The organism is Pseudomonas sp., assembly GCF_036404235.1.
Lineage (GTDB): Bacteria > Pseudomonadota > Gammaproteobacteria > Pseudomonadales > Pseudomonadaceae > Aquipseudomonas.
The window spans coordinates 1-24779 of sequence record NZ_DASWOT010000050.1 but is presented as its reverse complement, the minus strand read 5'-3'; the positions used below and the strand labels follow the sequence as shown (position 1 = coordinate 24779).

Here is a 24779-nt window from a genome sequence, read left to right as displayed (position 1 = left end):
CCAGCCGCTCCTGTCGCAACGCCTGCTGCGGCCAAGCCTGCCACCGCGCCTGCGCTGGCGGCTTCATCTGTGACAACTGCGCCAACTCCTGCAACCGGCTCTACGCCGAGCAGCGCTTCCTAAACGCCACCAGCCATGACGCGCAGCACTTGCAGCGCGTCATGGTTGTCGCAGGCGGCGTCACCAGCGAGGGCGGTCAACCAGGCGTCGGCATCCTTGGCATTTTGTCTTGACCAGTCCTGAGTCAAGTCTTCCAACCGCGTCAGCAACTCGCGCTCGGCATCCAGTTCGAGCCCCTTGAGCCTTTCACGTAACGTCATCCATTGCTCATCGTCGACAGACTTCGTCTTCCAGCGCGTGCGTAATTCCCGCAGCGGCTGCACGACCTCGTCATGCCAAGGTGTGGCCAACTGTCTGATTTCCTGCAATCGCTGATTATTGCAAGCCACACCCTGATGACTCAGCCAGACACCGCACAACACCGCACAAACATTGGCGCCGCTGGCCTGTAGCGCCAAACATGCCTGCTCAACGCCCGGCCGCGCATAAAAATCCAGGATGAAACTCCAGAGGTCTGCACGCATAGTCATCTACCTGTTTTGGACGAAGCTGGTAGACTCCGCCGCCATTATGATTCGACTTCAAAGCCTTACCTTACAGCGTGGTCCGCAACGTCTGCTAGAAGACGCCGAGCTGACCCTGCACGCCGGCCAGAAAGCCGGCCTCATCGGTGCCAACGGCGCCGGAAAATCCAGCCTGTTCGCGTTGCTTCGGGGTGAGTTGACCCCCGACTCCGGCGACTGTTCGCTGCCCGCCGATTGGCGTATCGCCCACATGCGCCAGGAGGTCGATACCCTTGACCGTCAGGCGGTGGACTATGTCCTTGATGGTGATATCCGTTTGCGGCAAGTCCAACACGACCTGGCGTTGGCTGAAGAGTCCCAGGATGGCGCTGCCCAGGCACGTCTGCATTCGGAGCTCGACAGCGCCGACGGCTACACCGCCGACGCCCGAGCCCGAAAATTGCTCGCGGGGTTGGGCTTCGCCAACGAGCAGATGGAACGCCCCGTCAGCGATTTCTCCGGTGGCTGGCGGATGCGCTTGAACCTGGCGCAAGCATTGATGTGTCCGTCTGACCTGTTGCTGCTCGACGAGCCGACCAACCACTTGGATCTGGACGCCATCCTTTGGCTCGAAGACTGGTTGAAGAGTTATCCCGGCACCTTGCTGCTGATCTCCCATGACCGTGATTTTCTCGATGCTGTGGTCGATCACGTGGCCCATGTCGAACAGAAAAAAATAACGCTTTATCGCGGCGGCTACAGTGCCTTCGAGCGCGCCCGTGCCGAACGTCTGGCCCAGCAGCAGCAAGCCTACGAGAAGCAACAGGCACAGCGCGCGCACATGGAGAAATTCATCACGCGCTTCAAGGCCCAGGCGACCAAGGCCAAACAGGCTCAGAGCCGGATCAAGGCGCTGGAGCGGATGGAAGAGTTGTCGGCGGCCCATATCGATTCGCCGTTCGATTTCACCTTCCGCGAGTCCAGCAAAATCTCAAGCCCGCTGCTGGATTTGTCCGACGCCCGCCTGGGTTATGGCGACAAGACCGTCCTGCAAAAGGTCAAGCTTCAACTGACGCCGGGGGCGCGTATCGGCCTGCTGGGGCCGAACGGCGCGGGCAAGTCCACGCTGATCAAAAACCTTGCCGGTGAGCTTGAGCCGTTGAGCGGGCGCATGGTGCGTGGGGAGAACACCGTTGTCGGTTACTTCGCTCAGCATCAGCTCGACTCCCTTGATTCCAAGGCCAGCCCGCTGCTGCATTTGCAGCGCATTGCGCCGACTGAACGTGAGCAAACCCTGCGCGATTTCCTCGGCGGCTTCGACTTCCGTGGCGCGCGACTGGACGAGCCGGTACTGAATTTTTCCGGTGGTGAAAAGGCGCGTCTGGCACTGGCATTGATTGCCTGGGACAAACCCAACTTGCTGCTGCTCGACGAACCGACCAACCACCTCGATCTTGAGATGCGTCTGGCACTGACTATGGCGTTGCAGGAATTCAGTGGTGCGGTACTGGTGGTTTCCCACGACCGTCACTTGCTCAAGAGCACCACCGACGACTTTCTGCTGGTGGCGGACGGTGTGGTGCAGGAGTTCGACGGCGACCTCGAAGACTATGCGCGTTGGCTGGTCGATTACCGCCTGCGCAATGCCCCGGTCGGCAATACGTCAGTCAACGTCGACAAGACCGACAAGAAAGCCCAGCGTCAGCAGGCTGCTGCATTGCGTCAGCAATTGGCGCCGCACAAGCGCGAAGCCGAGAAGCTGGAAAAAGACCTCGGCACGTTGCACGAAAAACTGGCGAAGATCGAAACAGCTCTGGGCGACAGCGCTATTTACGAGGTGGTAAACAAAGACAAGCTGCGCGACCTGCTGGCTGAGCAAGCCAAGCTGAAAGTCCGTGAGGGCGAGCTGGAAGACGCCTGGATGACGGCGCTGGAGTTGCTGGAGTCGATGCAAACCGAGTTGGACGCGTTGTCGTAATGGAGGCCTTGAACCTGCCTGTGCCGGCATATTGGATCGAGCCCATTCTGGTAGGGTTGCAGATCCTGCTGATTTTGCTGGTCGGCTACGTTTCACAGCGGCTTGTGGGGCGTTTTCTGACCCGTCTCGGCGAGCGTTACCCGTTCCCGCCCGAACTGCTGGTGCTGCTGCGCGGTGGTCTGCGTTGGTTGATCATGGGCAGCGCATTCGTTGCAGTATTGGGGCGTCTTGGCGTTTCCGCTTCGGTGCTGTGGGCAGCACTTTCGGGATTCGTGGCGGTTGCTGCGGTGGCGTTCTTCGCCATGTGGAGCGTGCTGTCGAACCTGCTGTGCGCGGTGTTCATCTTCACCATGGGGCCGTTCCGGATCGGTGACGTGGTGGAGTTGGTCGATACCACCGACAAGCCTGGTATCAAGGGCCGGGTTACGGCGATCAACCTGATGTTTACCACGCTGATCGAACCCGCCGAGTTGGGTGGGGCGCTGGTTCAAGTGCCCAACAGCCAGTTCTTCCAGAAATCGATTCGCCGCTGGCGAGGTAGCGACGCGCTGCCCATCGTCACCGGCGAGAAGCGCCTGACCGACCAAGCACAGCCGTGATCCTATCGTTTGAGTGGATACAGTTTCAGAGCAACTCATAGCAACAGTTAGAAATAATTGGTTTTCAGTCACTGGAAATATTAGGTTTGATACCTGCTTTGTTGCCTGGAGGTGTGTGATGTCGCTTGAGACGTGGCTGGCGTTCTTCGCCGCCTGCTGGATTATCAGTATTTCGCCTGGTGCCGGCGCAATCGCGTCGATGTCCAGCGGCCTGCAATATGGGTTCTTGCGCGGCTATTGGACTGCAATGGGCCTGCAACTGGCGCTGATCGTGCAGATCGCCATCGTCGCCGCCGGCCTCGGCGCAGTGCTTGCGACCTCCGCACTGGCCTTCACCCTGATCAAATGGTTCGGTGTGGCCTATTTGGTTTATCTCGGCATCAAACAGTGGCGTGCCTTGCCCAGCAATATGTCCGAGGACACGACCATTCGCCCAATCGGCAAACCGTTGGCGCTGGTGACACGCGGTTTTCTGGTCAACATCAGCAACCCCAAAGCGCTGGTGTTCATGCTCGCAATTCTGCCGCAGTTCATCGATACCCATTTGCCCTTGGTGCCGCAATACGCGGTGCTCATGGTGACCATGGTCAGTGTCGACCTGACCGTCATGGCGGGGTATACCGGGCTTGCCTCGAAAGTGCTGCGCCTGCTGAAAACGCCCAAGCAACAGCGCCGGATGAACCGCACGTTTGCTGGGCTGTTCGTCAGCGCGGCGGCGTTTTTGGCGACATTGCATCGGGCGTAAAATTACGTTTGTCCTGTGCAGTTTTCGCACAAATGATGTGCTGTTGGGTGCGTTGTTGTAGCAGGTCGTGATTCCTAGACTGGGCTCCGATTCCGACAACTACCCAACAGGTCTCAAATGTCTACCGCTCACGCCCCCCCACTTTCGTTCGCCTTCTTCCTGGCTTAAGGCCATTTTCGTCAGTGTCAGTCTGGTAACCTCGCAGCTCTCCCTGGCAGCCGAGAGGGTCAGCAATCCGCACCCGACTATCCGTGCGATGTCCGGCGCCAAACAGATCGAACGACTGGACCCAGCCACCACTGCGCTGGTGGTCATCGACTTTCAGAACGAATACTTCACCGGTCGCATGCCTATCGACGACGGTATGAGCGCGCTGAAGAATGCTCAACGCCTGATCGAGTTCGCGGACAAAAGCAATATTACGGTCTATCACGTGCAGCATGTCGCTCCGACAGGTTCGGCTATGTTTGCCCTGGACAGCGAGGGTGTGAAATTCCATCCACTGATGCAGCCTCGTGCCCACGACGTCGTCGTGCAGAAAAGCAATGTCAGCGCTGTTCGTGGACTTTCTGGCAGAACATTACAAGGCCACGGGCCGGCCACTCTGAGGCAGATCCAACGCACCTTAATTGGACAGATCAACCTCAGCTTGCCGACAAATTGCCTAGTAATCCTTGAGTGTGCCGCGTCAGACATGAACAATGGCAACTCCTCGCATTCCTATTTGAGATTCACTCATGTTTTCCCCCTCCAGACTTCTGTGCTGCATTGGCCTGTCGCTGTTAGCCTTGTGCAGCTTCGGGGCGTTGGCCGATCCTGTCGACGGTGCGGCTCAAGCGTTGCATCTGCTCGATTATATTGGCGCTGATTACCCGTCGACGGTCGCAGACGGCAAGGTTGTCGATCAATCTGAATACCGCGAACAAGTCGAGTTTCTCGGCGCCTTGCAAGGCTTGGTCATGGCTCTTCCCGCTCGACCGGAACGGGCTGCGCTGCAACGCGGCGTCACTGATTTGCAGAGCGCCGTTGAGCAACGCATGGACGGCGCGATGGTCGCGCGTCAGGCCCGGCAGTTGGGTGCGAAGCTGGCGGTCACGTATGAAATCAGCCAGGCCCCGATCATTACCCCAGATCCCGCTCGAGGGGCGCCTTTATATGCGCAGCATTGCGCGGTGTGCCACGGCGATGCGGGCGCCGGTGACGGTCCGGCAGGCATCGGCTTGACGCCGCCTCCCGCAAATCTACGCGACACTGCGCGGCTTGACCGCCTGAGCCTTTATGACGTTTACAACACGTTGAGTCTGGGGATTGAGCGCACAGACATGCCGTCCTTCGCCGATCAGCTGGATGACCGCCAGCGGTGGGACGTGGCCACTTACATCGCAGGCTTTAGCGCTGACCCTACGGCGGCGCAAACCAAAACTTTTAATCTGGCTGATCTTGCGCGTCAGACGCCTGCTGAAGTTAGCGCCGCCGAAGGTGCGCAAGTCGCAGCCGCCTTCCGTGCCCAGCGTGCGCAACCGCCACAAATGCAGCGCGGCCCGGCGCAGTTGCTCGATTACACCAGCACTACGCTGGACAAAAGCCTTGCGGCGTACCAGGCGGGTGACCGTGAACAGGCCTACGACCTGTCGGTGGCGGCGTATCTGGAAGGCTTCGAGTTGGTGGAGAGCTCGCTGGATAACGTCGACGCCAACGTGCGCAAAGACACCGAGAAAGCCCTGATGGCTTACCGACAGTCGTTGCAGGACGGTGTGTCGATCCCACAGGCCGCGCAAAAGCTGGAGGTCGCCAAAGCCAAGCTCAAAGCGTCGGCAGGTTTGTTGGGTGGCGACAGCTTGAGCACGTCGTTGAGCTACATCTCGGGGCTGTTGATTCTGCTGCGTGAGGGGCTGGAAGCGATTCTGGTGCTGGCGGCGATTCTGGCTTTCCTGCGTAACACCGGGCAGGAGTCGGCGGTGCGCAGCGTCAACATCGGCTGGGCGCTGGCGTTGCTGGCGGGCCTGGGCACATGGGCGTTGGCGGCGTACGTGATCGACGTCAGCGGCGCTCAGCGAGAGTTGCTCGAAGGCGCTACGGCACTATTTGCCAGCGCCATGGTGCTGTGGCTGGGTGTCTGGATGCATGACCGCCGACACGCCGCAGCCTGGCAGGATTACATCAAGAGCAGTTTGGTGGGCGGTGGAGGGCGTTTCGGGTTTGCGATTCTGGCGTTCTTCTCGGTGTACCGAGAGCTGTTCGAGGTGATCCTGTTCTACGAAACTCTATGGCTGCAAGCAGGCCCGGCTGGTCATAACGCCGTGCTGGCAGGCGGCGCCACGGCGCTGGTGTTGTTGATCGGCTTGGCGTGGGTAATCCTGCGCGGCTCGGCGAAACTGCCGCTGGCGTTGTTTTTCGGGATCAACGCGGCATTGCTCTGTGCATTGTCGGTGGTATTTGCCGGGCATGGCGTCAAAGCGTTGCAGGAAGCGGGCATCTTCGGCACGCGTCCGGTGCCATTCTTCGAGTTCGATTGGCTGGGGATTCATGCCGACGCGTATTCACTGAGCGCGCAGGCGGTGGCCATCATTGCCATTGCGGTGTTGTATGGTCGCAGTTGGCTGGCGGACAAGCGTCGAGTTCAGGCGATGTAGAAGCACTCTGCGGCGAGCAGTCCTGTTGCATTAGGGCAAGCCCGGCGTCTACATGGTGGGGCAGGGCCAGAGCGCACTGTAGGAGTGAACTTGTTCGCGAGGCGGTGTTTCAAACGCACCGTGTTGTTCGCCTCGCCAACAAGTTGGCTCCTACATGTTGGGGTCAGGGCCAGAGCGCACTGTGGGGCGCGGCTTGCCCTAATGCCAGTCAGTTAAGGAAAAGTAAGCGGAGACCACAAAAGTCCAGCTCAATGATTTCGGGCCTTTCCAAGATGGACACAAACTGGAGATCGCCCGAAAAAGCTAACTGACTGGCATTAAGGATTGCCCGCGAAGACGTTGTCACTCACCCGGCGGACCGATACTATGCGATCAATTCTCAACTGCATTCGCGCTGTTTTATCAGGAAAGCCGCTCAATGAGTGCTGCCTCGTCCCCCGATTCGTTACGGCATCGCAACATTCAGGTGTTGTACGTCGATCATCATTCCTGGCTCCAGGGTTGGTTGTATCGACGCATGCGCTGTCGCAGTGATGCTGCCGATCTGGCGCAGGATACTTTTTTACGGTTGTTGCGCCCGTCGGCGGCGCCACAGGAACCCGACCTTCATCAGCCCCGGGCCTATCTGGCGACCATCGCCCGCCGCTTGATGCTCAACCTGCATCGGCGCCGTTCGGTGGAGCAGGCTTGGCTTGAAACGCTGGCGCAGCTTCCCGAGCAGATGGCGCCGTCCGCCGAGGAGCAATGCCTGATTCGCGAGGCGCTACAGACTGTGGATAACCTGTTACACGGCCTGCCTCATGCGGTGCGTCGGGCTTTTCTGTTGTCCCAGCTTGAGGGCCACACCTACGCTGAAATTGCGACGATGCTGAATATTACTGTGCGCACCGTGCAGCGATACCTCACTCAGGCGATGGAGCAGTGCATGGTGTTGGCCATGACGGAGGCGTTATGAACGACGGGCCGCTCGAACGCAGCATCTTGCGTGATGCGGCGCGTTGGTACATGCGCCTGAATGATGGCGATACAGACGCTTCGCAGCAGGCGCGTTTCGAGCAGTGGCGCAGGCTACATCCCGATCACGAACGCGCCTGGCAGTTGGCACAGCGCGTCAGTCAGCAATGGCAAGGCATTCCCAGCGGTCTGGGCCTGCCGACGCTGGATCGTGCCGACCGATTGAGCCGCCGTACCGGGCTCAAGGCCCTGATCCTCTTGATGACCGCAGGCCCGCTTGCGTTTGTCGCGTGGCGTGAGTCGTCTTGGTCGGCCGATGAGCGCACTGCTGTCGGCGAGCAACGGCAAATCAACCTGCCCGACGGCACGCAACTGAACCTCAACACCGACACCGCCGTGGACGTGGTTTTCGACGCAACGCAGCGGCTGATCCGCTTGCGTGCCGGGGAAATTCTGGTCACCACTGGCCACGATAATCTCGGTCGACCGCTGCGGGTGCAGACCGATCAAGGCAGTGTCAGCCCCGTCGGGACGCGCTTCAGCGTGCGCGTTGAGTCCGAGGCCAGCCTGGTGACTGTTTTTGCAGGGGCAGTCGATATACAGCCGCAATACGGCGCTATGGGCGCTCGATTGAGCGCTGGTAATCAGGTGCGCTTCGACCGCCAGAATGTGCTGACGGCGCAGCCGTTGCTGCCCGGAAGCGGCGATTGGAGCCAAGGCGTGTTGCGCGTGGACCGGATGCCGCTCTCGATATTTGCGTTGGAGCTGAGCCGTTATCGGCCTGGTTGGGTGCGCTGCAACCCGCTGGTCTCAGACCTGCTCATCAGCGGGGCATTCCAGCTTCGTGACACCGATTTGATCCTCAGTGCGGTCGCGAGCGCCTTGCCAGTGAGCGTTGTATACCGCACGCGCTACTGGGTGACGCTGCAACCGCGGCTCGCCTGAAAAAAACTTCGTATCGCCTGTCCTGTTTTCCAACGCTGGCGTGTCCTTTCAGCAAACAGGTCTTATCGATACGGAGTGCCCATGCCTTATTTCCCTCGTTCATCGTCGCTCGCATGCGCTGTGCATGGCGTTGTCGTGACGCTGAGCATCGTCGCCAGTCCAGCCTTGTTCGCAGCTGTTTCTCAGCATTTTTCCATCCCGGCGGGGTCGCTCGGTCAGGCGTTGTCCAGCTTTGCCGCGACGGCGGGGATCAACCTGGCAATCGATCCAGCCTTGGTGCAAGGTCGTCAGAGCCGAGGGCTGGAGGGTGATTTCGCCCTGCCCAGCGGTTTCGCCCGGTTGCTGACCGGCAGCGGTTTGCGCGCGGTATCGCAAGGCAATGGCGTGTATGTGCTGGAGCCTTTGCCCAAGGGGGACGCCTCGCTTGAGCTGGAACCGATTCAGGTCCAGGGGGCAAGCCAGGCTCAGGAAACGGCAATGGGGCCAGTCGTAGGCTATGTCGCCAAGCGCACCACCATTGGCACCAAAACCGACACGCCGATCAACGAGATCCCACAAACCATTTCGGTGATTACCCGCGATGAAATGGATCAGCGCGGGGTTCAGGACTTCAACTCTGCCGTCGCCTACACGCCTGGCATTCGGGTGCTGGATTACGCAGGCGGGCAGGGCGCGCCGGATATTTTCCTGCGAGGCTTTCGGGCGTTTAACCTGTTTGGCATCTATCAAGACGGTTTGCGTACCGGCTTCAACCAGTACGACACCAATTTTGAAACCTTCGGTCTTGAGCGCATCGACGTGGTCAAGGGGCCTGCGTCGGTGCTGTTCGGCCAGATGGCCCCAGGCGGGGTGGTCAACATGACCAGCAAGCGCCCGCAAGAAACGCCGATTCGCCACGTTGAAGTTCAAGGCGGCAGCTTTGATCGACGTCAGTTCGGCCTGGACCTTGGTGATCAGCTCGACAGCGCAGACACTTTGTTCGGTCGTGTTGTGGTGATTCAACGCGACAGCGGTACACAGGTCGATCACTCCCCGGACGACCGCACCTACATCGCGCCGTCGCTGACCTGGAAACCCGATGATGCGAACACCCTGACGTTGCTGGCCAGTTACAACAAGAGCAAGACCGGCGGCTCGGAGCAGAGCTTTCCGGCCATCGGCACGGTACTGAAAAGCCCCAACGGCCACATCGATTCGGACACCTATCTGGGTTGGAAGGGCAGTTACTACCATGTCGAAACCACGTCCGTGGGCTCGATTTATGAGCATCTGTTCGACAACGGCTGGAAGTTTCAGCAGAACCTGCGCTACATGCATTCCAAGGTCGGCTTCCTCGCCAGCGGCCCGGACGTGGTGCTCAACGACGACGGCCAGACTCAGGACGTCGGCCTGCAATACCGGCCGAAAAACAGCAACACGTTCATGGTCGACAACAACATCCAGGGCACTTTCAACACCGGCCCTTTGCAACACACGCTGCTGAGCGGCGTGGATTACTCGCATTACAACTCACAGGAAACCCGCAGAAACGGTGACCCGGACCCTGATTTCGAAATGCTCGACCTGTACAACCCGGTCTACGGTGGCGGGGCAGTTTGGTACGACCCGCTGCAACGCGATACCAGCAGCAAGATGCAGCAGGTGGGTTTGTACGTGCAGGATCAGATCAAGCTGGATCGTTGGGCACTGACCATTGGTGGCCGCGAAGACTGGGCCAAGGATCGGGAGAAAGGTCTGTATTTCGGTACCGAAAACGTCGATACCCAACAGCGTGATCACAAGTTCACCGGGCGCATCGGGCTGGCGTATCTGTTTGAAAACGGCATCACGCCGTACGCCAGTTACAGCACGTCGTTCCAGCCCAACCCGGACACTGACTTCTCCGGTTCGCTGTTCAAGCCCACCGAGGGCAAACAGTATGAAGTCGGGATTAAATATCAACCGCCGGGTTACAACAGTTCGGTCACGCTGTCAGCGTTTGACCTGACCCAGAAGAACGTCACCACCGCCGACCCGATCAACACCGGATACACCGTCCAGAGCGGCGAAGTGCGCTCACGTGGCGTCGAGCTTGAAGGCAAGGCCAGCCTGACCCACAACCTCAATATGCTGGCGTCTTACGCCTACACCGACGCAGAAATCACCGAAGACACCACTTACAAGGGCAACAAACCCCGCGCGGTCCCGCGTAATACCGCGAGCATCTGGCTGGACTACACGCTGGACAGCGGTGTGCTCGATGGCCTCGGTGCCGGTGTCGGTCAGCGTTACATGGGATCGTCCTACAACATCCAGAACACGGTAAAAGTCCCGCACTACACCCTGACCGACGCCAGTGTGCGTTACGACCTGGGCAAGGTCGGTCTGGAGGGCACCAAAGTGTCGGTGACTGCCAATAACCTGTTCGACAAACACTACTTCGAGCCGGGGTTTTATGAGGATTCGGTGTTGTATGGCAATCGACGCAATGTGATCGCGACATTGAGCTATGACTGGTGAGGGGCGGGGGTAACGGGGAGGCTAGCTTGAGGTTGAAATCGTTTGCGGCGGGCGCTCAAAAACGTGGTTACACAACCTTGGCCCACAGCAGCCGATGAAGGTCGCCGGGATTGCCGCGTGCGGCATCCCGGAAGTTTGCTGGAATGTGTTACTGCTCCTCGGGCCCATCGTGAAGCAGATGGAAGATGTGGCGCTTCATGCGGATAAAATCCGGGTCCATGACCATGTCCAGGTTTCTCGGGCGGCCGATGGGCACGTCCAATACTTCCTTGATACGTCCGGGCCTGGCGCCCATCACGAAGATACGGTCGCCCAGCAGGATGGCTTCATCGATGTCGTGGGTCACAAAGAGTACGGTTTTCTTGCTGTGTTCCCACACCTTGAGCAGCAGTTGTTGCATCTGCAGGCGGGTCTGGCTGTCGAGCGCGCCGAAGGGTTCATCCATCAACAATATCTGCGGGTCGTTGGCGAGGGCGCGGGCGATAGCGACCCGTTGCATCATCCCGCCGGATAACTGCTTTGAGTAGTTATCGGCGAAGCGCAGCAGGCCGACTTCGTTCAGGTAGTACTCGACCGTTTCCTTGCGTTCTGCGGCGGGTACACCTCGGCGCTTGAGGCCGAATTCGATGTTTTTGCGCACCGTGAGCCAGGGGAACAGCGTATAGCCCTGGAACACCATGCCACGGTCGGCACCCGGCCCGTCGACCTGCTTGCCGCCGACGTAGATATCACCCGAAGTGGGCTCTGCCAGGCCCGCCGTCAGGTAGAGCAGGCTGGATTTCCCGCACCCCGAAGGGCCCACCAACACCGCGAATTGTTGATCCGGGACATCGAACGAAACGCTCTCCAAGGCAGTAAAGGTGCCGCCCGACGGTGTTTTGTATTGCAGGCTGACGCTGTCAACGCGCAGGCGAGGCGCTGCGCTAGGCGAAACATTGGGCATGACGAGTTTGGCTGTGGTTGCGGTTACTGAGCCCATGCGGCCACCTTCAAACGGAGAAAACGGAACAGTTGATCGGTAATCAGCCCCAAGAGACCGATGACCGCGATAGCCAGGAAAATCACGTCAACCTGGAAGCCACGCATGGCCTTCAGGCTGAGGTAACCCAGGCCGCTGGAGGCGGCGACCAGTTCGGCGACGACGAGATAGGTCCAGGCCCAACCCATGGTTACCCGCAAGGTGTCCAATACACCCGGCAGCGAGGCCGGGGCGATGACGTGCAGGACGGCATCGGTGCGGCTGGAACCGAGGGTATAGGACGCATTGATCAGGTCTTTGGAGATGCCCTTGGAGACGTCGGCGATCATCACCAGTTGCTGGAAGAACACACCGAAGATGATGATCGATACGCGCTGTTCCAGGCCGATGCCGATCCACAGGATAAACAGCGGCACAAAGGAGGTCACCGGCAAGTAGCGGATGAAGTTGACCAGCGGCTCCAGGAACGCCTGAACAACCCGAAAGCTGCCCATCATCAAGCCGATGGGTACCGCCACGACAGACGAGATCACGAAACCGACCATGACCACCTCCACGCTGGCCCATATGTGAGGGCCCAAAGTGCCGTCACGGGACAGGCGCAGGGCCGCTTCCATGACCGCACCGGGTGTCGGCAGAAACATCGCCGGCACCACGCCGCCATAGGAGAGAACGGCCCACAGTCCGATCAGCAGCGTCCACGCCAGGGCACTGGCGCCCCAGACGACCTGAATCGGCAAACTGGTCTTGGGGGTCAGGCAGCGGTTAAGCCACGAATTGCGCTTGGACATATCGACTCCTATTTCGGGGTAACGAAGCGATTGTCCACCAGATCGCTATAGCTGACGTTGTATGGCTTGCCTTGCAGCTCGCTGGCGGTCTCGTTGGCGAGCTTGATGACGCTTGCGGCATCGCCTTGGCTGCCATTGCTGCCCAGTAGTTTTTCGCTCAGTGCCTGGTCATAGAAACGCACGCCCTTGGCGGCTGCTTCAAGCTCTGCGGGATCGGCCAGGTAGCCACCGACGCCCTTGGCCATGATTGCATAGGCCTCTTTGGGGTGGTCTTTGGTGTATTGCACGGCTTTGTACAACCCGGCGACCAGGGCTTTGACGTCATCTTGTTGTTTGTCGATGACATCGCAACTCAAGGCAACCACGTCGACGATCACGCCCGGGGTGGTGCTGCTGTCGACCAGCACTTTGCCTGTTTTCTTGTTACGCACGGTGCTCAGGTGCGGTTCCCATGTCACGGCGGCAGGTACGCGACCGGCAATGAACGCCGTTGCCGCGTCATCGGCGGTCATGTTTTGGATGGTCAGGTCGCTCATCTTCATGCCCGCGTTTTTGAGCAGGTAATTGAGCCAGAACTGCGACACCGAGCCTTCGTTGACCGCCACGGATTTACCCTTGAGGTCTTGCAGACTGTTGATGTCCTTGTTGACCAATATCCCATCGCCGCCGTGGCTTTCATCGAGCGCAGCGACCGCCTTGAAGCAGAACTGTGGGCGGTATTTGAGAATTTCATCCAGCGTAGAGGCCGAGCCGGAGAGTTTGCCCGAGGCTTGGGCGGCCATGTACATGGAGGCTTCTTCGATGGTCGGCAGCTCGACGGTCAGGCCCTTTTCCTTGAAGTAGCCCAAGTCCTGAGCGAGGTACAGGGTGCCATACCCTACCCAGGTGGTATGGCCGATCGATAGCGTACCGGCCTGAGCGCCGCTGGCGACGCCGGTAGCGATGGCCGTCAAGGCCAGCGGACGGATGCAGCGCGAGACGAAAGACTTGATCATTGAGCACTCCCGGAATGTTGGTTATGTGTTTCGTGTATTTCGGGGCAGTGGAGCGAGACGCCAAAAACTGAACAACCTAGTGGCCTCTGACGGACCTTTTGCCCCAGTGGGGCAGGGTTGATGTTGGCTGATGTGACGAGGCAGGAAAATTAGTAAATATGTGGTCGCTGATGAGGAAAAAACTGGGCTTGCCAATGGGCTGGCAAGCCAAAAACGCCGCCGCCCGATTTCGGATGGCAGCGTTTCTGGGGCCTCTTGAATCAGTCGGCGACCACTTTCTCGACGCGAGGGCTGGCGGCGGGTAGCGGCGTGCGCTGCAGTATCAGATCGGCCGCTTTTTCGCCGATCATGATGCACGGCGCGTTGGTGTTGCCGCTGATCAGGGTCGGCATGATCGAAGCGTCGACGACGCGCAGCCCTTCAATGCCATGCACTTTCAATTCGGGGCTGACCACGCTCATGGCATCGACACCCATCTTGCAGGTGCCCACGGGGTGAAACACCGTCGCAGCATAGTCACGCACATAGGTCATCAGTTGCTCGTCGGTCTGCACCGCCTTGCCGGGTAGCATCTCTACGCCGCGAATGCCGTCGAACTGCGAGTCGGCGAGAATGCGCCGGGCCAGCTTCAACCCTTCGATCAGCACTTTGGCGTCGGCCGGGTCGGAGAGGAAATTAAAATCGATCTCCAGTTTGCCGTCATGGCCCAGGCGCAGTTCACCGATGCTTTTGGGGCGCAAGACGCAGGTGTGTACCGCATAACCGTGGCCCCATTCGAACAGCCGACCGCGATGGCTGCGATAGCCGGGTACGAAGTGAAATTGCACGTCCGGCAGGGTGTCTGCCAATGGCGTGCGGGCGAAGCCACCGGCTTCCACGTAGTTGGTGGTCAGCCAGCCCTTTTTGCCCAGCAGGTAGCGCAGCGGCGAGGAGAGAATGCTGGGCAGAGACCCGAGTGAGAAGCCCAGCGTTAATGGGCTTTTCGATCGGATGGTGATCAGGCCGTCCAGATGGTCCTGTAGATTTTTGCCCACGCCAGGCAGGTCATGTTGAACCTGGACCCCGGCCGCCGCTAACTCCTGTGCAGGCCCGATACCGGACGCCAGCAACAACTGTGGGCTACCCAAGGAGCCCGCGCAGAGGATCACCTCGCGTCGTGCGTGCAGCGCGTGCTGGACACCCTCGACTTCGACCTCAACGCCCTTGGCCACGCGTTGCTCAAGGATCACTGAATGCACCGTGCAGTCGGTGATGACGGTCAGGTTCGGGCGACCGAGCACCGGCGCCACAAAAGCCCGGTAGCTGGAGAGGCGGCGGGCGTTCTTTTGCGTCAGGTTGTAGATGCCGCACCCTTCAAGCTGCTCGCCATTGAAGTCGTTGTTACGCGCAATACCCAGGCGCTCGGCTGCGCGCACGAACAGCTCGGACACCGGGTTGGGATCGCGCGCGGCCTCGACGTTCAGCTCCCCGGCCGTGCCATGCAGGCGCGGGTCCTGGCCGAGGCGATTGTTTTCGGATTTTTTGAAGTACGGCAGCACGCTGGCCCAATCCCAGCCAGGGCAACCGGCTTGTGCCCAGCGGTCATAGTCGCTGGCGTGGCCGCGGATGTAGATCATGCTGTTCATCGAGCTGGAGCCGCCAAGGGCTTTGCCCCGTGGCGTATGCAGCGCCCGCCCGCCCAGGTTTTTCTGCGCAACCGAGAAGAAGTTCCAGCTGTACTTTTTGCTCTTGTATAGCGTGATGGTGCCGGCCGGCGTTTTGATGCGTGGACTGTTGTCGTGGCCACCGGCTTCGATCAGGCACACGCTGACGGCTGGGTCTGCGCTCAGGCGATTGGCCAACACGCAGCCTGAAGAGCCGGCGCCGACGATCACATAGTCATAGTCTGTTTTCATGCGCGTCTCCCTTCTACATTGATGGCCCTAAGGCCACTGCGGCGCTGGCTTACGAAGTAGTAGACCGGCGAGATCACTACCAGCCCGACGATCCACGAGATGTCGGCGCCGCCCATGGCGCGAGCAATTACCCCGGTGTAAAGCTCAGTGGCCATGAACGGGATTTGCACCAGAATGCCCAGTACGTAGCAGCCCACTGCCGTCCAGTTGAAATAGCCATAGATCCCGCCGTCGCGGCGGAAGAACGAGGCAACGTCGTAACTGCCATGGGCGATCAGGTAGTAATCCACCAGGTTGATCGCGGTCCACGGCACCAATACGTACAACAGCAACAAAATGAAGTTGGTGTAGTTGGCCATGAAGTCGTCCTGGCCCAGCAGCGCCAAGGCCAGGGAAATCGAAAACAGCACCAAGGCAGTGATGGCTCGCGAAACCGGGCCGGCCGACCATTTGGGCACCAGCGTCTGGCCCACGGTAATCGCTGAAAGAGTTCCGCAGTAAAGGTTCATGGCATTGGTGGCAGCAATACCGATTGAGAACACGGCCACCACCAAGGTGGCAATGCTGCCGGTCACCTCGACCAGCCCAGCGATGATGTCGCCTTCAACGCACAGTCCGATGGTGATCCCGAGCGCCATGGGCAATATCGAGCCAAGGCAGCAGCCCCAATAGCTGGACCAGAATGCCGCGCGGCCACCCGTGTCGACGGGCATGTAGCGCGAGTAGTCAGAAACATAAGGCGCATAGGCCAATTGCCACAGGGCGGCAATGGACAGCGTGCCGAGAAAACCCTGCAGGCTGATTTCGTTGCGTTGCAGGAAGTCGCTGGGCAAGCCGTGTACGCCAATGATCCAAACAAAACACAGCAGCAGAACGGCGCCGGACAAATAAGACATCACCCGGGTATAGGCGTGGATCAGGCGATAGCCGAAGACGGTCGCCACCACACTGATCAAGCCCACAAGGACAATCCCCTGATTAGTGCTTAAAACGGCGTAGCGACTGTGCAGTGATTGCCCACCCAGCACCAGGTTCGAGGCGAAGAATCCCAGGTACATGATCACCACCAATGCAACCACCAGCAGCGAGCCATAAGAGCCGAACTGGCCGCGGGTCTGCACCATCTGCGGCACGCCCAACTGAGGGCCCTGCGCCGAATGCAAGGCCATGAAGATTCCACCGATGAGGTTGCCGGCGATGATCGCCACCATGGCGGCCATGAACGGCAGCTTGAACACCGTCACTGCCAGCGCACCTGTAACCACTGTCAGCAACATGATGTTGGAGCCGAACCAAATGGTGAACAAGTCGCGAGCGCGACCGTGGCGTTTATCGTGGGCAATGGGCTGGATGGTGCTCAGCTCGAGGGTTGCCGGTCTGGAATTGTTGTTATGCATGGGAGGGTCACTCTAGTAGCGCCCGGGCAAACATCCCGGGGATCAATTGCTGGCAGGACGAATCAAGGTTTGCAGCGATTGCCCGGCCGGTTTCCTGGAACCGACTTCGTTACTCACCTGGACCAAGCACGAATTGGGCCCAGGTGAGGTGTGCATTTAATGCTTACCGCAGTTGGAACCATGTGGTCTTGAGCTGGGTGTATTTGTCGAACGAATGCAGGGACAGGTCACGGCCGAAGCCCGACTGTTTACCACCGCCAAACGGCACGCTGACGTCCAGGGCATCGACGGTATTGACCGACACCGTGCCGGCATTCAAACGGCTTGCCACGCGGTGGGCTCGGTTCAGGTCATCGCACCAGACTGAAGCCGCCAGGCCATAGATATGATCGTTAGCCATTTGCACGGCTTGATCCTCATCGTCGAAGGCGGTGATGGCCAGCACGGGGCCGAACACTTCCTCGCGGGATAGGCGCATATCGGGGGTGACCTGGGTAAACAGCGTGGGCTGGATGAAGTTGTTCGAGCCGTTGATGGTCACTTGCTCTCCACCGGCGACCAGGCGCGCACCGCTGCTGCTTGCATCGCGGATGTGTTGCATGACGTTTGCAGTCTGCTGGGCATCGACGATTGCCCCCGTTTTGCTGGCTGGGTCCAGTGGATCACCCGGTTGCCAGTACCGCGCTTTTTCTTGCAGGCGTTCGACGAACTCGTCGTGAATGGAACGTTGCACCAGTAGGCGGGAGTTGGCCGAACAGACTTCGCCCTGGTTGAAAAATATACCGAACGCCGCCTTTTCGGCCGCTAGGTCCAGGTCCTGGCAGTCGGCGAACACCAGGTTCGGGCTTTTGCCGCCACATTCCAGCCAAACCTGTTTGAGGTTCGATTGTGCCGCGTACTGCATGAAGTATTTGCCCACCTGGGTCGAGCCGGTGAAAGCCAGCGCGTCGATATCCGGGTGCAGGCCCAGGGCGCGCCCGGCGTGTTCGCCCAGCCCGGTGACCACGTTTAAAACGCCTTCGGGCACGCCTGCTTCAAGCGCCAGTTCTGCCAGGCGCAGTGCCGAGAACGGCGACTGCTCGGCGGGTTTGAGGATCACGCTATTGCCTGCAGCCAAGGCGGGTGCGAGTTTCCAGGCGGCCATGTCCAGCGGGAAGTTCCACGGCACGACAGCGGCGATCACGCCTAACGGCACACGAGTAATGGTGGCCAGGGTGCCTGGGCCGGTGGGGGCCACTTGGTCGTAGAGCTTATCGAGGCTTTCGGCATACCAGGCGAAGACGTGCGCGGCGCCCGGCACATCGACGTTGTAGGCATCCATCACGGGCTTACCCATGCTCAGTGAGTCCAGCAGTGCCAGCTCCCCACGATGGGTCATGATCAGTTCGCTCAGGCGCAGCAACACCGCCTTGCGCTCTTTGGGCTGCATGCGTGCCCATGGCCCGCTTTCAAAGCTTCTGCGCGCGACCTGCACGGCGAGGTCAACGTCGATATCCGAGCAGGCGCTGACCTGGCCGAGCACGGCATTGGTGGCCGGGTTGATCACGGCGAAAGTCTCGCCACTGCGGGCCGTGTACGCACGCCCGTCAATGCTGGCGGTATCAAGCAAACGTTGCTGTCGAGCCAGACGTTGCCAAGTGGTCAAGTCAGTCATTGCATACTCCCAAATAGCCTGCCAGCAGCTATGTCTACAATCAGTGGGCCCGATAGTGGAGGAAGTGCGCAGAGCGTGAAATTAGTAAAAATGTTCTCGCTATCGATAAAAAAACTCACCAGCAACGCCCTTAAATGGTGCGCCCGTGAGGGCTTTTTTTAATCACAGTCAGCCGTGAAATGCTTGTTTGTTGCGACTTTTGAGCGTTGCAACTGCATTTCTGGTTCAAACAGACCGAGCATGTACGTTGCCTGCGGTATTGACTTGTAGAACAAGGGGCTTAACCACCTGGCCCGATTTTCGATGGACTCTTTTCTTCTGTGTGAATCGCTTGCCGCGCTTACGGTTTTGGCTGCCGATCAACCGCAAGCAGCGGATCAAGGGTGAATCCTGTGCCCCGTTTTGATGCGTTCGCCCCGCAGATGTCGAGCAAGCAAGGCCGCGTACAACGTGCGGCCGCTCAAATACTTTCTAATCACTGGGTGGCCGAGGCATCGCGCACGTCCTCCATCGCGCAGCCCCGGTCGCCACACGCGCCCGCTGCACTGCTGATTGCCCTGTTGTGACGCCACGCCGTCTACAGGCGACCGTATTCGCGAGCGGTGCGGTCCACGGCGATGCGTGTTTTGTCCACCAGTTCGTCCAGCTCGGCACGGGTGGCAATCAGCGCTGGCGCCATGATCATCCGCCCCAGGGTCGAACGGATGATCAGGCCTTCCTCGAAGCCGATGGTGCGGCAGCGCCAGGCGATATCGTTCTCGTTGGCAAAGCGCTTGCGCGTGGTCTTGTCCTCGGCGAACTGCAGGGCCGCCACCAGCCCGACGCCCTGAATTTCACCCACCAGCGGGTGCTGGCCGAACACTTCGCGCAGGCAGTTCTGCAGGTATGGGCCGGTATCGTTTTTCACTTGCTGCACCACGCCTTCATCGCGCAAGGCCTTCAGGTTGGCAATCGCCACGGCGGCGGCGACCGGGTGGCCGGAGTAGGTCAACCCGTGGGCGAATACGCCGCCTTTTTCCACTAGCGCCTCGGCCATACGCCGCGACAGGATCAAGCCGCCCATCGGGATGTATCCAGAGGTCAGGCCTTTGGCGATGGACAAGGTGTCGGGCTCGAAACCGAACGTTTGGTGGGCAAACCATTCACCGGTCCGGCCAAAGCCGCCAATCACTTCGTCGGCGCACAACAGCACGTCATATTGGCGGCAGATGCGCTGGATTTCCGGCCAGTAGGTGGCGGGCGCAATGATCATGCCTCCGGCGCCCTGGAACGGTTCGGCGACGAAAGCGGCAACCTTGTCGGCGCCCAGTTCGAGGATTTTTTCCTCCAGTTGGCGGGCGGCGCGCAGACCGAACGCTTCGGGGCTCAGGTCACCTTCGTGGGCATACCAGTACGGCTCATCGATGTGCGCCACGTCCGGGATGGTGCCGCCCATTTCGTGCATGAACTTCATGCCGCCCAAAGCCGTCGCCGCTAGCGTGGAGCCGTGATAACCGTTCCAGCGGCCGATCATGATTTTCTTGTCCGGCTTGCCCATCACCTGCCAGAACTTGCGCACGGTGCGGATCAGCACCTCGTTGGCCTCCGACCCGGAGTTGGTATAGATGGCGTGGCTGTAGTGGGCGGGCAATAGGCTGAACAGCAGTTCTGACAGTTCGATCACTGCCGGGTGGGTGGTGTGGAAGAACATATTGTAATAAGGCAACTGCTCCAGTTGCGCATGGGCGGCAGCGGCCAGGTCCTTGCGGCCGTAGCCGAGGTTGGTACACCAAAGCCCAGACATGCCATCCAGGTAGCGGTTGCCATCGTTGTCCCAGAGCGTCAGTCGGTCGCCGCCGACCATCACCCGCGGGCCTTCCTCATTGAGCGCTTTCTGATCAACGAATGCATGAATGTGGTGGGCGGCGTCGGCCGCCTGGTAGTCACGGGTGGAGCGGGGAGTGTCGAGTTCGGCGGACATGGCTTATCTCCAGGGGCGGGTTCGCTGGATAATTTTTGTCACTTAAAAATATTTTTGTAAAGAAAATATTTGTGATGAAAAAGCGACATCCGTAGGCTGAGCGCTACTGCAATACACGACAGGGGCAACATGACCGGACTCAGAGAGCGGCAAAAAGAACAGCGTCGACAGGTGATCGCAGAGGCGGCGCTGGCGTTGTTCAAACGTAATGGTTTCGTTGCTACCACCCTGGAACAGATTGCTAATCAGGCGGGCGTCTCTGCGCCCACGGTGGTGAATTACTTCGGCAGCAAGCAGGAGATTCTCCTGGCGTTGCTCAAGGCACCCGACGAGCAGGCCATGGTCGAGGCGCGCTCGCGTTTGGACCAGGACAGCGACCCGCTCGACGCCTTGTGTGAACTGGAGGGTTTGATGACCCATTACCAGCTACAGGCAATGCCGGCATCCCTGTGGCGCGAGCTGGCGCCGTTCTTGTTCACAGGTGAGTTGGCCCAGGCGTTGCAGCCCTGGAATGGCGCCGTGATCGAAGAAACCAAAGCGTTACTGCTGCATTTTCAGCGCTTGGGCACCGTGCGCGCGAACCTGGACATCGACGTGGCCGCGACACTGTTCAACCAATACGCCAACATCGCCTTTATTCGACTGGCCACCGAACCGACTCCCGACCGTACCGCTCATGCCCGGCACATGCGCAGTGTGTTGAGCCTGATGTGCCACGGCATGCTGACGTGTCAGGACACGTAAGTCCCAGCGGGAACAGACCCAAGCTTTTTCCTGCCTTGCGACGACAAAAATCATAATTTCGCTATCGCCTGTATCTGCACAGAATGCGTGAACACCCGCCTTCGAGAAGGACACAGGCATGACCGCTGGAACTACTGAAATCGATACCCTTGTTGTTGGCGCAGGTCAGGCAGGCGTGGCCATGAGCGAACACTTGAGCAAGCTGGGCGTACCGCACCTGGTGCTGGAGCGCAATCGCATCGCTGAGGCTTGGCGCACCAACCGCTGGGATTCGTTGGTGGCCAATGGTCCGGCGTGGCATGACCGCTTTCCTGGCCTGGCATTCGACCAGCTGAACCCCGATAGCTTCGCCCCCAAAGAGCAGGTTGCGGATTATTTCGAGGCCTATGCCAAGCAAATCAATGCCCCGATCCGCACCGGCGTTGACGTCAAACAGGTGGTGCGCAACGTCGGCCGTCCGGGTTTCACCATTGAAACGTCCGAAGGCGTGATCCAGGCCAATCGCGTCGTGGTCGCTACCGGGGCGTTCCAGCATCCGGTTATCCCGGCCATCGCACCGCAAGGCCTTGGTCTGAACCAGATCCACTCGGCGCAATACCGAAACCCCGAGCAACTGCCTGAGGGTGCGGTATTGGTGGTGGGCGCCGGCTCTTCAGGCACCCAGATTGCCGACGAGCTGCAACGTGCCGGTAAAACGGTATACCTCTCGGTGGGACAGCACGACCGCCCCCCGCGCGCTTATCGCAACCGCGACTTCTGCTGGTGGCTGGGGGTGCTGGGTGAGTGGGACGCCGTGGCCATGAAACCGGGCCGGGAACATGTGACCATCGCCGTCAGCGGCGCCCATGGTGGCCGCACCGTGGACTTCCGTGAATTGGCACAACACGGCCTGAATCTGGTGGGGCTGACTGAGTCGTTCGATAACGGCGTGGTCCGTTTCCGCGAGGATCTGGTCGACAACCTGGCGCGTGGCGACGAGAACTACCTTTCGCTGCTCAATGCTGCTGACGCCTATATCGAGCGCAATGGCCTGGACCTTCCACTGGACCCTCAGGCTCGTCAGACCTTCCCTGATCCAGAGTGCGTGACGCACCCGATTCTTGAGCTCGACCTGGCCAAAGCGGGCGTGACCACGATCATCTGGGCAACCGGCTTTGCTACCGATTACAGCTGGCTGAAGGTTGACGCCTTCGACACCAACGGCAAGCCACAACACCAGCGCGGCGTATCCACCGAGGCTGGGATTTATTTTCTGGGCTTGCCGTGGCAGTCGCGCCGGGGTTCTTCCTTTATCTGGGGTGTCTGGCACGACGCTAAATACATCGCTGACCAGATCGCCATTCAGCGCCAGTACCTGACCTATCGTGATGCTGATCAGCGCCAAGCGGATGCCCCTACGGTACCGAACACGTCAGCGATCGGCGCCTGACACGCCTCGGGCTGGTGGCACCATGATTCTCAACGCCTGAGCGGGGCTTTTCTGTTGCAGAAAAGTCATGGGCGCCATGGCGTGCGCGAAGACTGGAAGGGGCAGCAAGAAACCAAAGGCCGTCGGAAGCAAACCCGGCGGCCTTTGGCCGGTGCTTGCATAGAACTTGTACTTGACGCTCACCATCATATTGCGTGGATCGTCGTATTCTTGGACTGCACCCACTGCACCCACTGCACCCACTGCACCCACTGCACCCCTTTGCATCCTTGTTGGCACTCATATAGCGATCTCATATGATACTAAGTCTCATTTGTCTCGCTTCAGTGACCGCCTCAGTGCGTCGGTCAACCTGAACAACGTTTTCGACCGCGAGTACCTCAGCTATTCCGGCGACCACGGCATGTACGGCGCTGCGCGCAACATCATGACGGGTATCAAATACAGCTTTTGAAGACCGCGGATTCGAAAGCCAAATACAGATGGCTCTATGGTCTGTAGCGGTTTCGTCGCGGCCACGACGAAACCGAAACGACTCAACGGGTCTTAAAGCTATCGCTAACGCTTCCGATAATCTGAAGGCACAGTCACTGCCTACGTTGACGGATGGTCCTTTGGGCATCCGGAGCTTTGCAGGACTCTACCCTTGTAAGTGAAGGATTACGAATGCGTACCCTGTTCAAAATTTGGCTCTCCGTGTTCCTTTTCGGAATGGTTTTTTATCTTCCTATCTATGTTTTTTCGAACAACGCACTCAGTGCCGTCGAAGAGCTGACCCCTAAAGATCTCATCCCCCTGACTGGCATCCGTGGCCAAGATCCGGAACGTAAGGAAAGGCTTTTGGCGAGCATCGGCGTCGACACGAGCATGGAGCTTGAGGATGCCCTTGAGGATAATAAGTTGCTGACCAACGTAGACATCCACTACGTAGAGTCTGCGGATGCCAGCAGGATTTTTGCGGCAACAGGTATGAAGGTTGTTGAGGCTAGTGCAGACATGGGTAATGGGAAGCACCTTGCCATGCTGTTTTCCGTTGCGCCCAAACGCTTTCTCCGCGATTGGGCCACCGTTACAGGAATACTTGGCGTTCAGGTATCGGATGGGGAACACACGATCAACATGGTCGACGGCCCCTCGGATGAAACCTATCTTTGGGCTCTATTCGAAAAATCGGGGAAGGGTGGGAGTGAGTCGATACAGCGCCTGACTGCTCGCTTTGACCTGGCTGTAGCAGGTATTGAGGAGCGTCAACGCGCTAAAAGTTCCGAAGCTGCTACCGCCCAACTTTCATCGGCACCAGTACCCTCGGCATCAGGGAAATTTGAAAGCAACACTGTCGCGGGTAATCCAAGCAAAGAGAAGATAGTGATCTTCCAATTCGATGGTCAACCTGCCTTCTGTGCCGATGAAGGGGCGGATGGCCCTAACTGTCGTGGTGACGGGTCATCCTTTATCGGTCAGGGGACTTACAAAGACTTTATGGATGAAAGCAGTCCGCTATGCATCGCAGGTGAGGCCGGCTGCAAGCTCCCCCAATACTTCCCGGCGGACCTGCGCGGGTAACCACATTCAGCACCTTGTCAAAAACAGCTTCATAGCGAGCTACATATTGCCGAGCGCGGCGGAGCGCTTGCTTAAGACTATCGGTTTTCAGGGAGCGGCGGATTTCTCGTGGTAGCCCGAGCGCCACGCGCAACGGCTTCGGAGTGACTATTCGGAAATAGTATGTTCCGTGACGATTCAGGGAAAGGTAGGAGGGTTGGGCTGGCATGGTCGCACCTTTGCGATGCCCCACTTGAAGCACGTAACAGTGCCCCACCAGCCTTTCAGACCCTTTACCTGTCGGAAAATCTATACCTGACAGGTAGTTAACGAAGATGGTGCACCAGACGGGATTCGAACCCATGACCCCTGCCTTCGGAGGGCAGTACTCTATCCAGCTGAGCTACTGGTGCAACGCGGGCGCCATAATACTCATCTGGCTTGCGTGCGTCCATGCTGGCGAGTGGGTGTTGTCAA

22 protein-coding genes and 1 tRNA gene are annotated in these 24779 nt (G+C 59.2%); 12 read left to right on the top strand and 11 right to left on the bottom strand.

All coding sequences use genetic code 11. The features are described 5' to 3' along the window. Window positions 1-119: 119 nt before the first annotated feature. Window positions 120-584 (bottom strand): TIGR02444 family protein, encoded by a 465-nt coding sequence (locus tag VGC62_RS06495; RefSeq protein WP_331186244.1) that lies wholly within the window; start codon window positions 582-584, stop codon window positions 120-122. A 46-nt stretch (window positions 585-630) separates the two neighbouring features. On the opposite strand from VGC62_RS06495, the gene VGC62_RS06490 reads away from it, so the two are divergent. From VGC62_RS06490 to VGC62_RS06480, 3 genes are all read left to right on the top strand, one after another. Then, a complete protein-coding gene (locus tag VGC62_RS06490; protein ID WP_331186243.1) occupies window positions 631-2541 on the top strand; it encodes an ATP-binding cassette domain-containing protein in 1911 nt (636 codons plus the stop codon). Continuing rightward, complete coding sequence (locus VGC62_RS06485; protein WP_331186242.1) at window positions 2541-3140, top strand: mechanosensitive ion channel family protein; 600 nt, start codon at window positions 2541-2543, stop codon at window positions 3138-3140. The genes VGC62_RS06490 and VGC62_RS06485 overlap by 1 nt, the downstream gene beginning before the upstream one ends. A 118-nt stretch (window positions 3141-3258) precedes the next feature. Further along, a complete protein-coding gene (locus tag VGC62_RS06480) occupies window positions 3259-3885 on the top strand; it encodes a LysE family transporter (RefSeq protein ID WP_331186241.1) in 627 nt (208 codons plus the stop codon). Window positions 3886-4006: 121 nt separating this feature from the next. Here the strand turns inward: VGC62_RS06480 and VGC62_RS27620 are convergent, their stop codons facing one another. Next, window positions 4007-4327: a hypothetical protein gene (locus VGC62_RS27620; RefSeq protein WP_414705755.1), complete on the bottom strand. Its 321-nt coding sequence runs from the start codon at window positions 4325-4327 to the stop codon at window positions 4007-4009. On the opposite strand from VGC62_RS27620, the gene VGC62_RS27615 reads away from it, so the two are divergent. The 5 genes from VGC62_RS27615 to VGC62_RS06455 all read left to right on the top strand — a co-directional run bounded on the left by VGC62_RS27615 (window position 4232) and on the right by VGC62_RS06455 (window position 10916). Then, on the top strand, window positions 4232-4753 hold the full coding sequence (locus VGC62_RS27615) for an isochorismatase family protein (protein WP_414705754.1): 522 nt from the start codon (window positions 4232-4234) through the stop codon (window positions 4751-4753). The two genes, VGC62_RS27620 and VGC62_RS27615, sit on opposite strands and share 96 nt — an antisense overlap. Continuing rightward, complete coding sequence (locus VGC62_RS06470; protein ID WP_414705753.1) at window positions 4674-6518, top strand: FTR1 family protein; 1845 nt, start codon at window positions 4674-4676, stop codon at window positions 6516-6518. The genes VGC62_RS27615 and VGC62_RS06470 overlap by 80 nt, the downstream gene beginning before the upstream one ends. A 418-nt stretch (window positions 6519-6936) precedes the next feature. Beyond that, the gene (locus VGC62_RS06465) at window positions 6937-7473 is read left to right on the top strand and encodes a sigma-70 family RNA polymerase sigma factor (protein WP_331186239.1); all 537 of its coding nucleotides are present in this window, start codon (window positions 6937-6939) and stop codon (window positions 7471-7473) included. Then, entirely contained in the window at window positions 7470-8417 is a 948-nt protein-coding gene (locus tag VGC62_RS06460) for a FecR domain-containing protein (protein WP_331186238.1), read from the top strand. Before VGC62_RS06465 ends, VGC62_RS06460 begins: the two co-directional genes overlap by 4 nt. Window positions 8418-8498: 81 nt before the next feature. Beyond that, window positions 8499-10916 (top strand): TonB-dependent siderophore receptor, encoded by a 2418-nt coding sequence (locus VGC62_RS06455; RefSeq protein ID WP_331186237.1) that lies wholly within the window; start codon window positions 8499-8501, stop codon window positions 10914-10916. A 148-nt stretch (window positions 10917-11064) separates the two neighbouring features. On the opposite strand, the gene VGC62_RS06450 is transcribed toward VGC62_RS06455, so the two are convergent. From VGC62_RS06450 to VGC62_RS06420, 7 genes are all read right to left on the bottom strand, one after another. Then, the gene (locus VGC62_RS06450) at window positions 11065-11895 is read right to left on the bottom strand and encodes an ABC transporter ATP-binding protein (protein WP_331186236.1); all 831 of its coding nucleotides are present in this window, start codon (window positions 11893-11895) and stop codon (window positions 11065-11067) included. Next, window positions 11883-12686, bottom strand: a complete 804-nt coding sequence (locus VGC62_RS06445; RefSeq protein WP_331186235.1) for an ABC transporter permease — start codon at window positions 12684-12686, stop codon at window positions 11883-11885. The genes VGC62_RS06450 and VGC62_RS06445 overlap by 13 nt, the downstream gene beginning before the upstream one ends. A gap of 8 nt (window positions 12687-12694) precedes the next feature. Next, the gene (locus VGC62_RS06440) at window positions 12695-13681 is read right to left on the bottom strand and encodes an ABC transporter substrate-binding protein (RefSeq protein ID WP_331186234.1); all 987 of its coding nucleotides are present in this window, start codon (window positions 13679-13681) and stop codon (window positions 12695-12697) included. A gap of 260 nt (window positions 13682-13941) precedes the next feature. Beyond that, entirely contained in the window at window positions 13942-15576 is a 1635-nt protein-coding gene (locus VGC62_RS06435) for a GMC family oxidoreductase (RefSeq protein WP_331186233.1), read from the bottom strand. Beyond that, window positions 15573-16973 (bottom strand): cytosine permease, encoded by a 1401-nt coding sequence (locus tag VGC62_RS06430; RefSeq protein ID WP_331186232.1) that lies wholly within the window; start codon window positions 16971-16973, stop codon window positions 15573-15575. The genes VGC62_RS06435 and VGC62_RS06430 overlap by 4 nt, the downstream gene beginning before the upstream one ends. Window positions 16974-17136: 163 nt before the next feature. Beyond that, window positions 17137-18627 (bottom strand): aldehyde dehydrogenase, encoded by a 1491-nt coding sequence (locus VGC62_RS06425; RefSeq protein ID WP_331186231.1) that lies wholly within the window; start codon window positions 18625-18627, stop codon window positions 17137-17139. A gap of 577 nt (window positions 18628-19204) precedes the next feature. Beyond that, on the bottom strand, window positions 19205-20587 hold the full coding sequence (locus VGC62_RS06420; RefSeq protein WP_331186230.1) for an aspartate aminotransferase family protein: 1383 nt from the start codon (window positions 20585-20587) through the stop codon (window positions 19205-19207). Between the two features lie 129 nt (window positions 20588-20716). On the opposite strand from VGC62_RS06420, the gene VGC62_RS06415 reads away from it, so the two are divergent. From VGC62_RS06415 to VGC62_RS06400, 4 genes are all read left to right on the top strand, one after another. Next, window positions 20717-21331 carry a TetR/AcrR family transcriptional regulator gene (locus tag VGC62_RS06415; RefSeq protein WP_331186229.1) on the top strand — a complete coding sequence of 205 codons (615 nt, stop codon included), beginning with the start codon at window positions 20717-20719 and terminating at the stop codon, window positions 21329-21331. A 118-nt stretch (window positions 21332-21449) separates the two neighbouring features. Then, entirely contained in the window at window positions 21450-22760 is a 1311-nt protein-coding gene (locus VGC62_RS06410) for an NAD(P)/FAD-dependent oxidoreductase (RefSeq protein WP_331186228.1), read from the top strand. A 313-nt stretch (window positions 22761-23073) separates the two neighbouring features. Beyond that, a complete protein-coding gene (locus VGC62_RS06405; protein ID WP_331186227.1) occupies window positions 23074-23214 on the top strand; it encodes a hypothetical protein in 141 nt (46 codons plus the stop codon). A 212-nt stretch (window positions 23215-23426) separates the two neighbouring features. Continuing rightward, complete coding sequence (locus tag VGC62_RS06400) at window positions 23427-24323, top strand: hypothetical protein (protein WP_331186226.1); 897 nt, start codon at window positions 23427-23429, stop codon at window positions 24321-24323. On the opposite strand, the gene VGC62_RS06395 is transcribed toward VGC62_RS06400, so the two are convergent. Both VGC62_RS06395 and VGC62_RS06390 read right to left on the bottom strand, forming a co-directional pair. Beyond that, window positions 24238-24531 carry a DUF6538 domain-containing protein gene (locus VGC62_RS06395; RefSeq protein ID WP_331186245.1) on the bottom strand — a complete coding sequence of 98 codons (294 nt, stop codon included), beginning with the start codon at window positions 24529-24531 and terminating at the stop codon, window positions 24238-24240. The two genes, VGC62_RS06400 and VGC62_RS06395, sit on opposite strands and share 86 nt — an antisense overlap. Before the next feature lie 107 nt (window positions 24532-24638). Next, window positions 24639-24715: transfer RNA gene (locus VGC62_RS06390), tRNA-Arg, on the bottom strand. Between the last annotated feature and the right edge of the window lie 64 nt (window positions 24716-24779).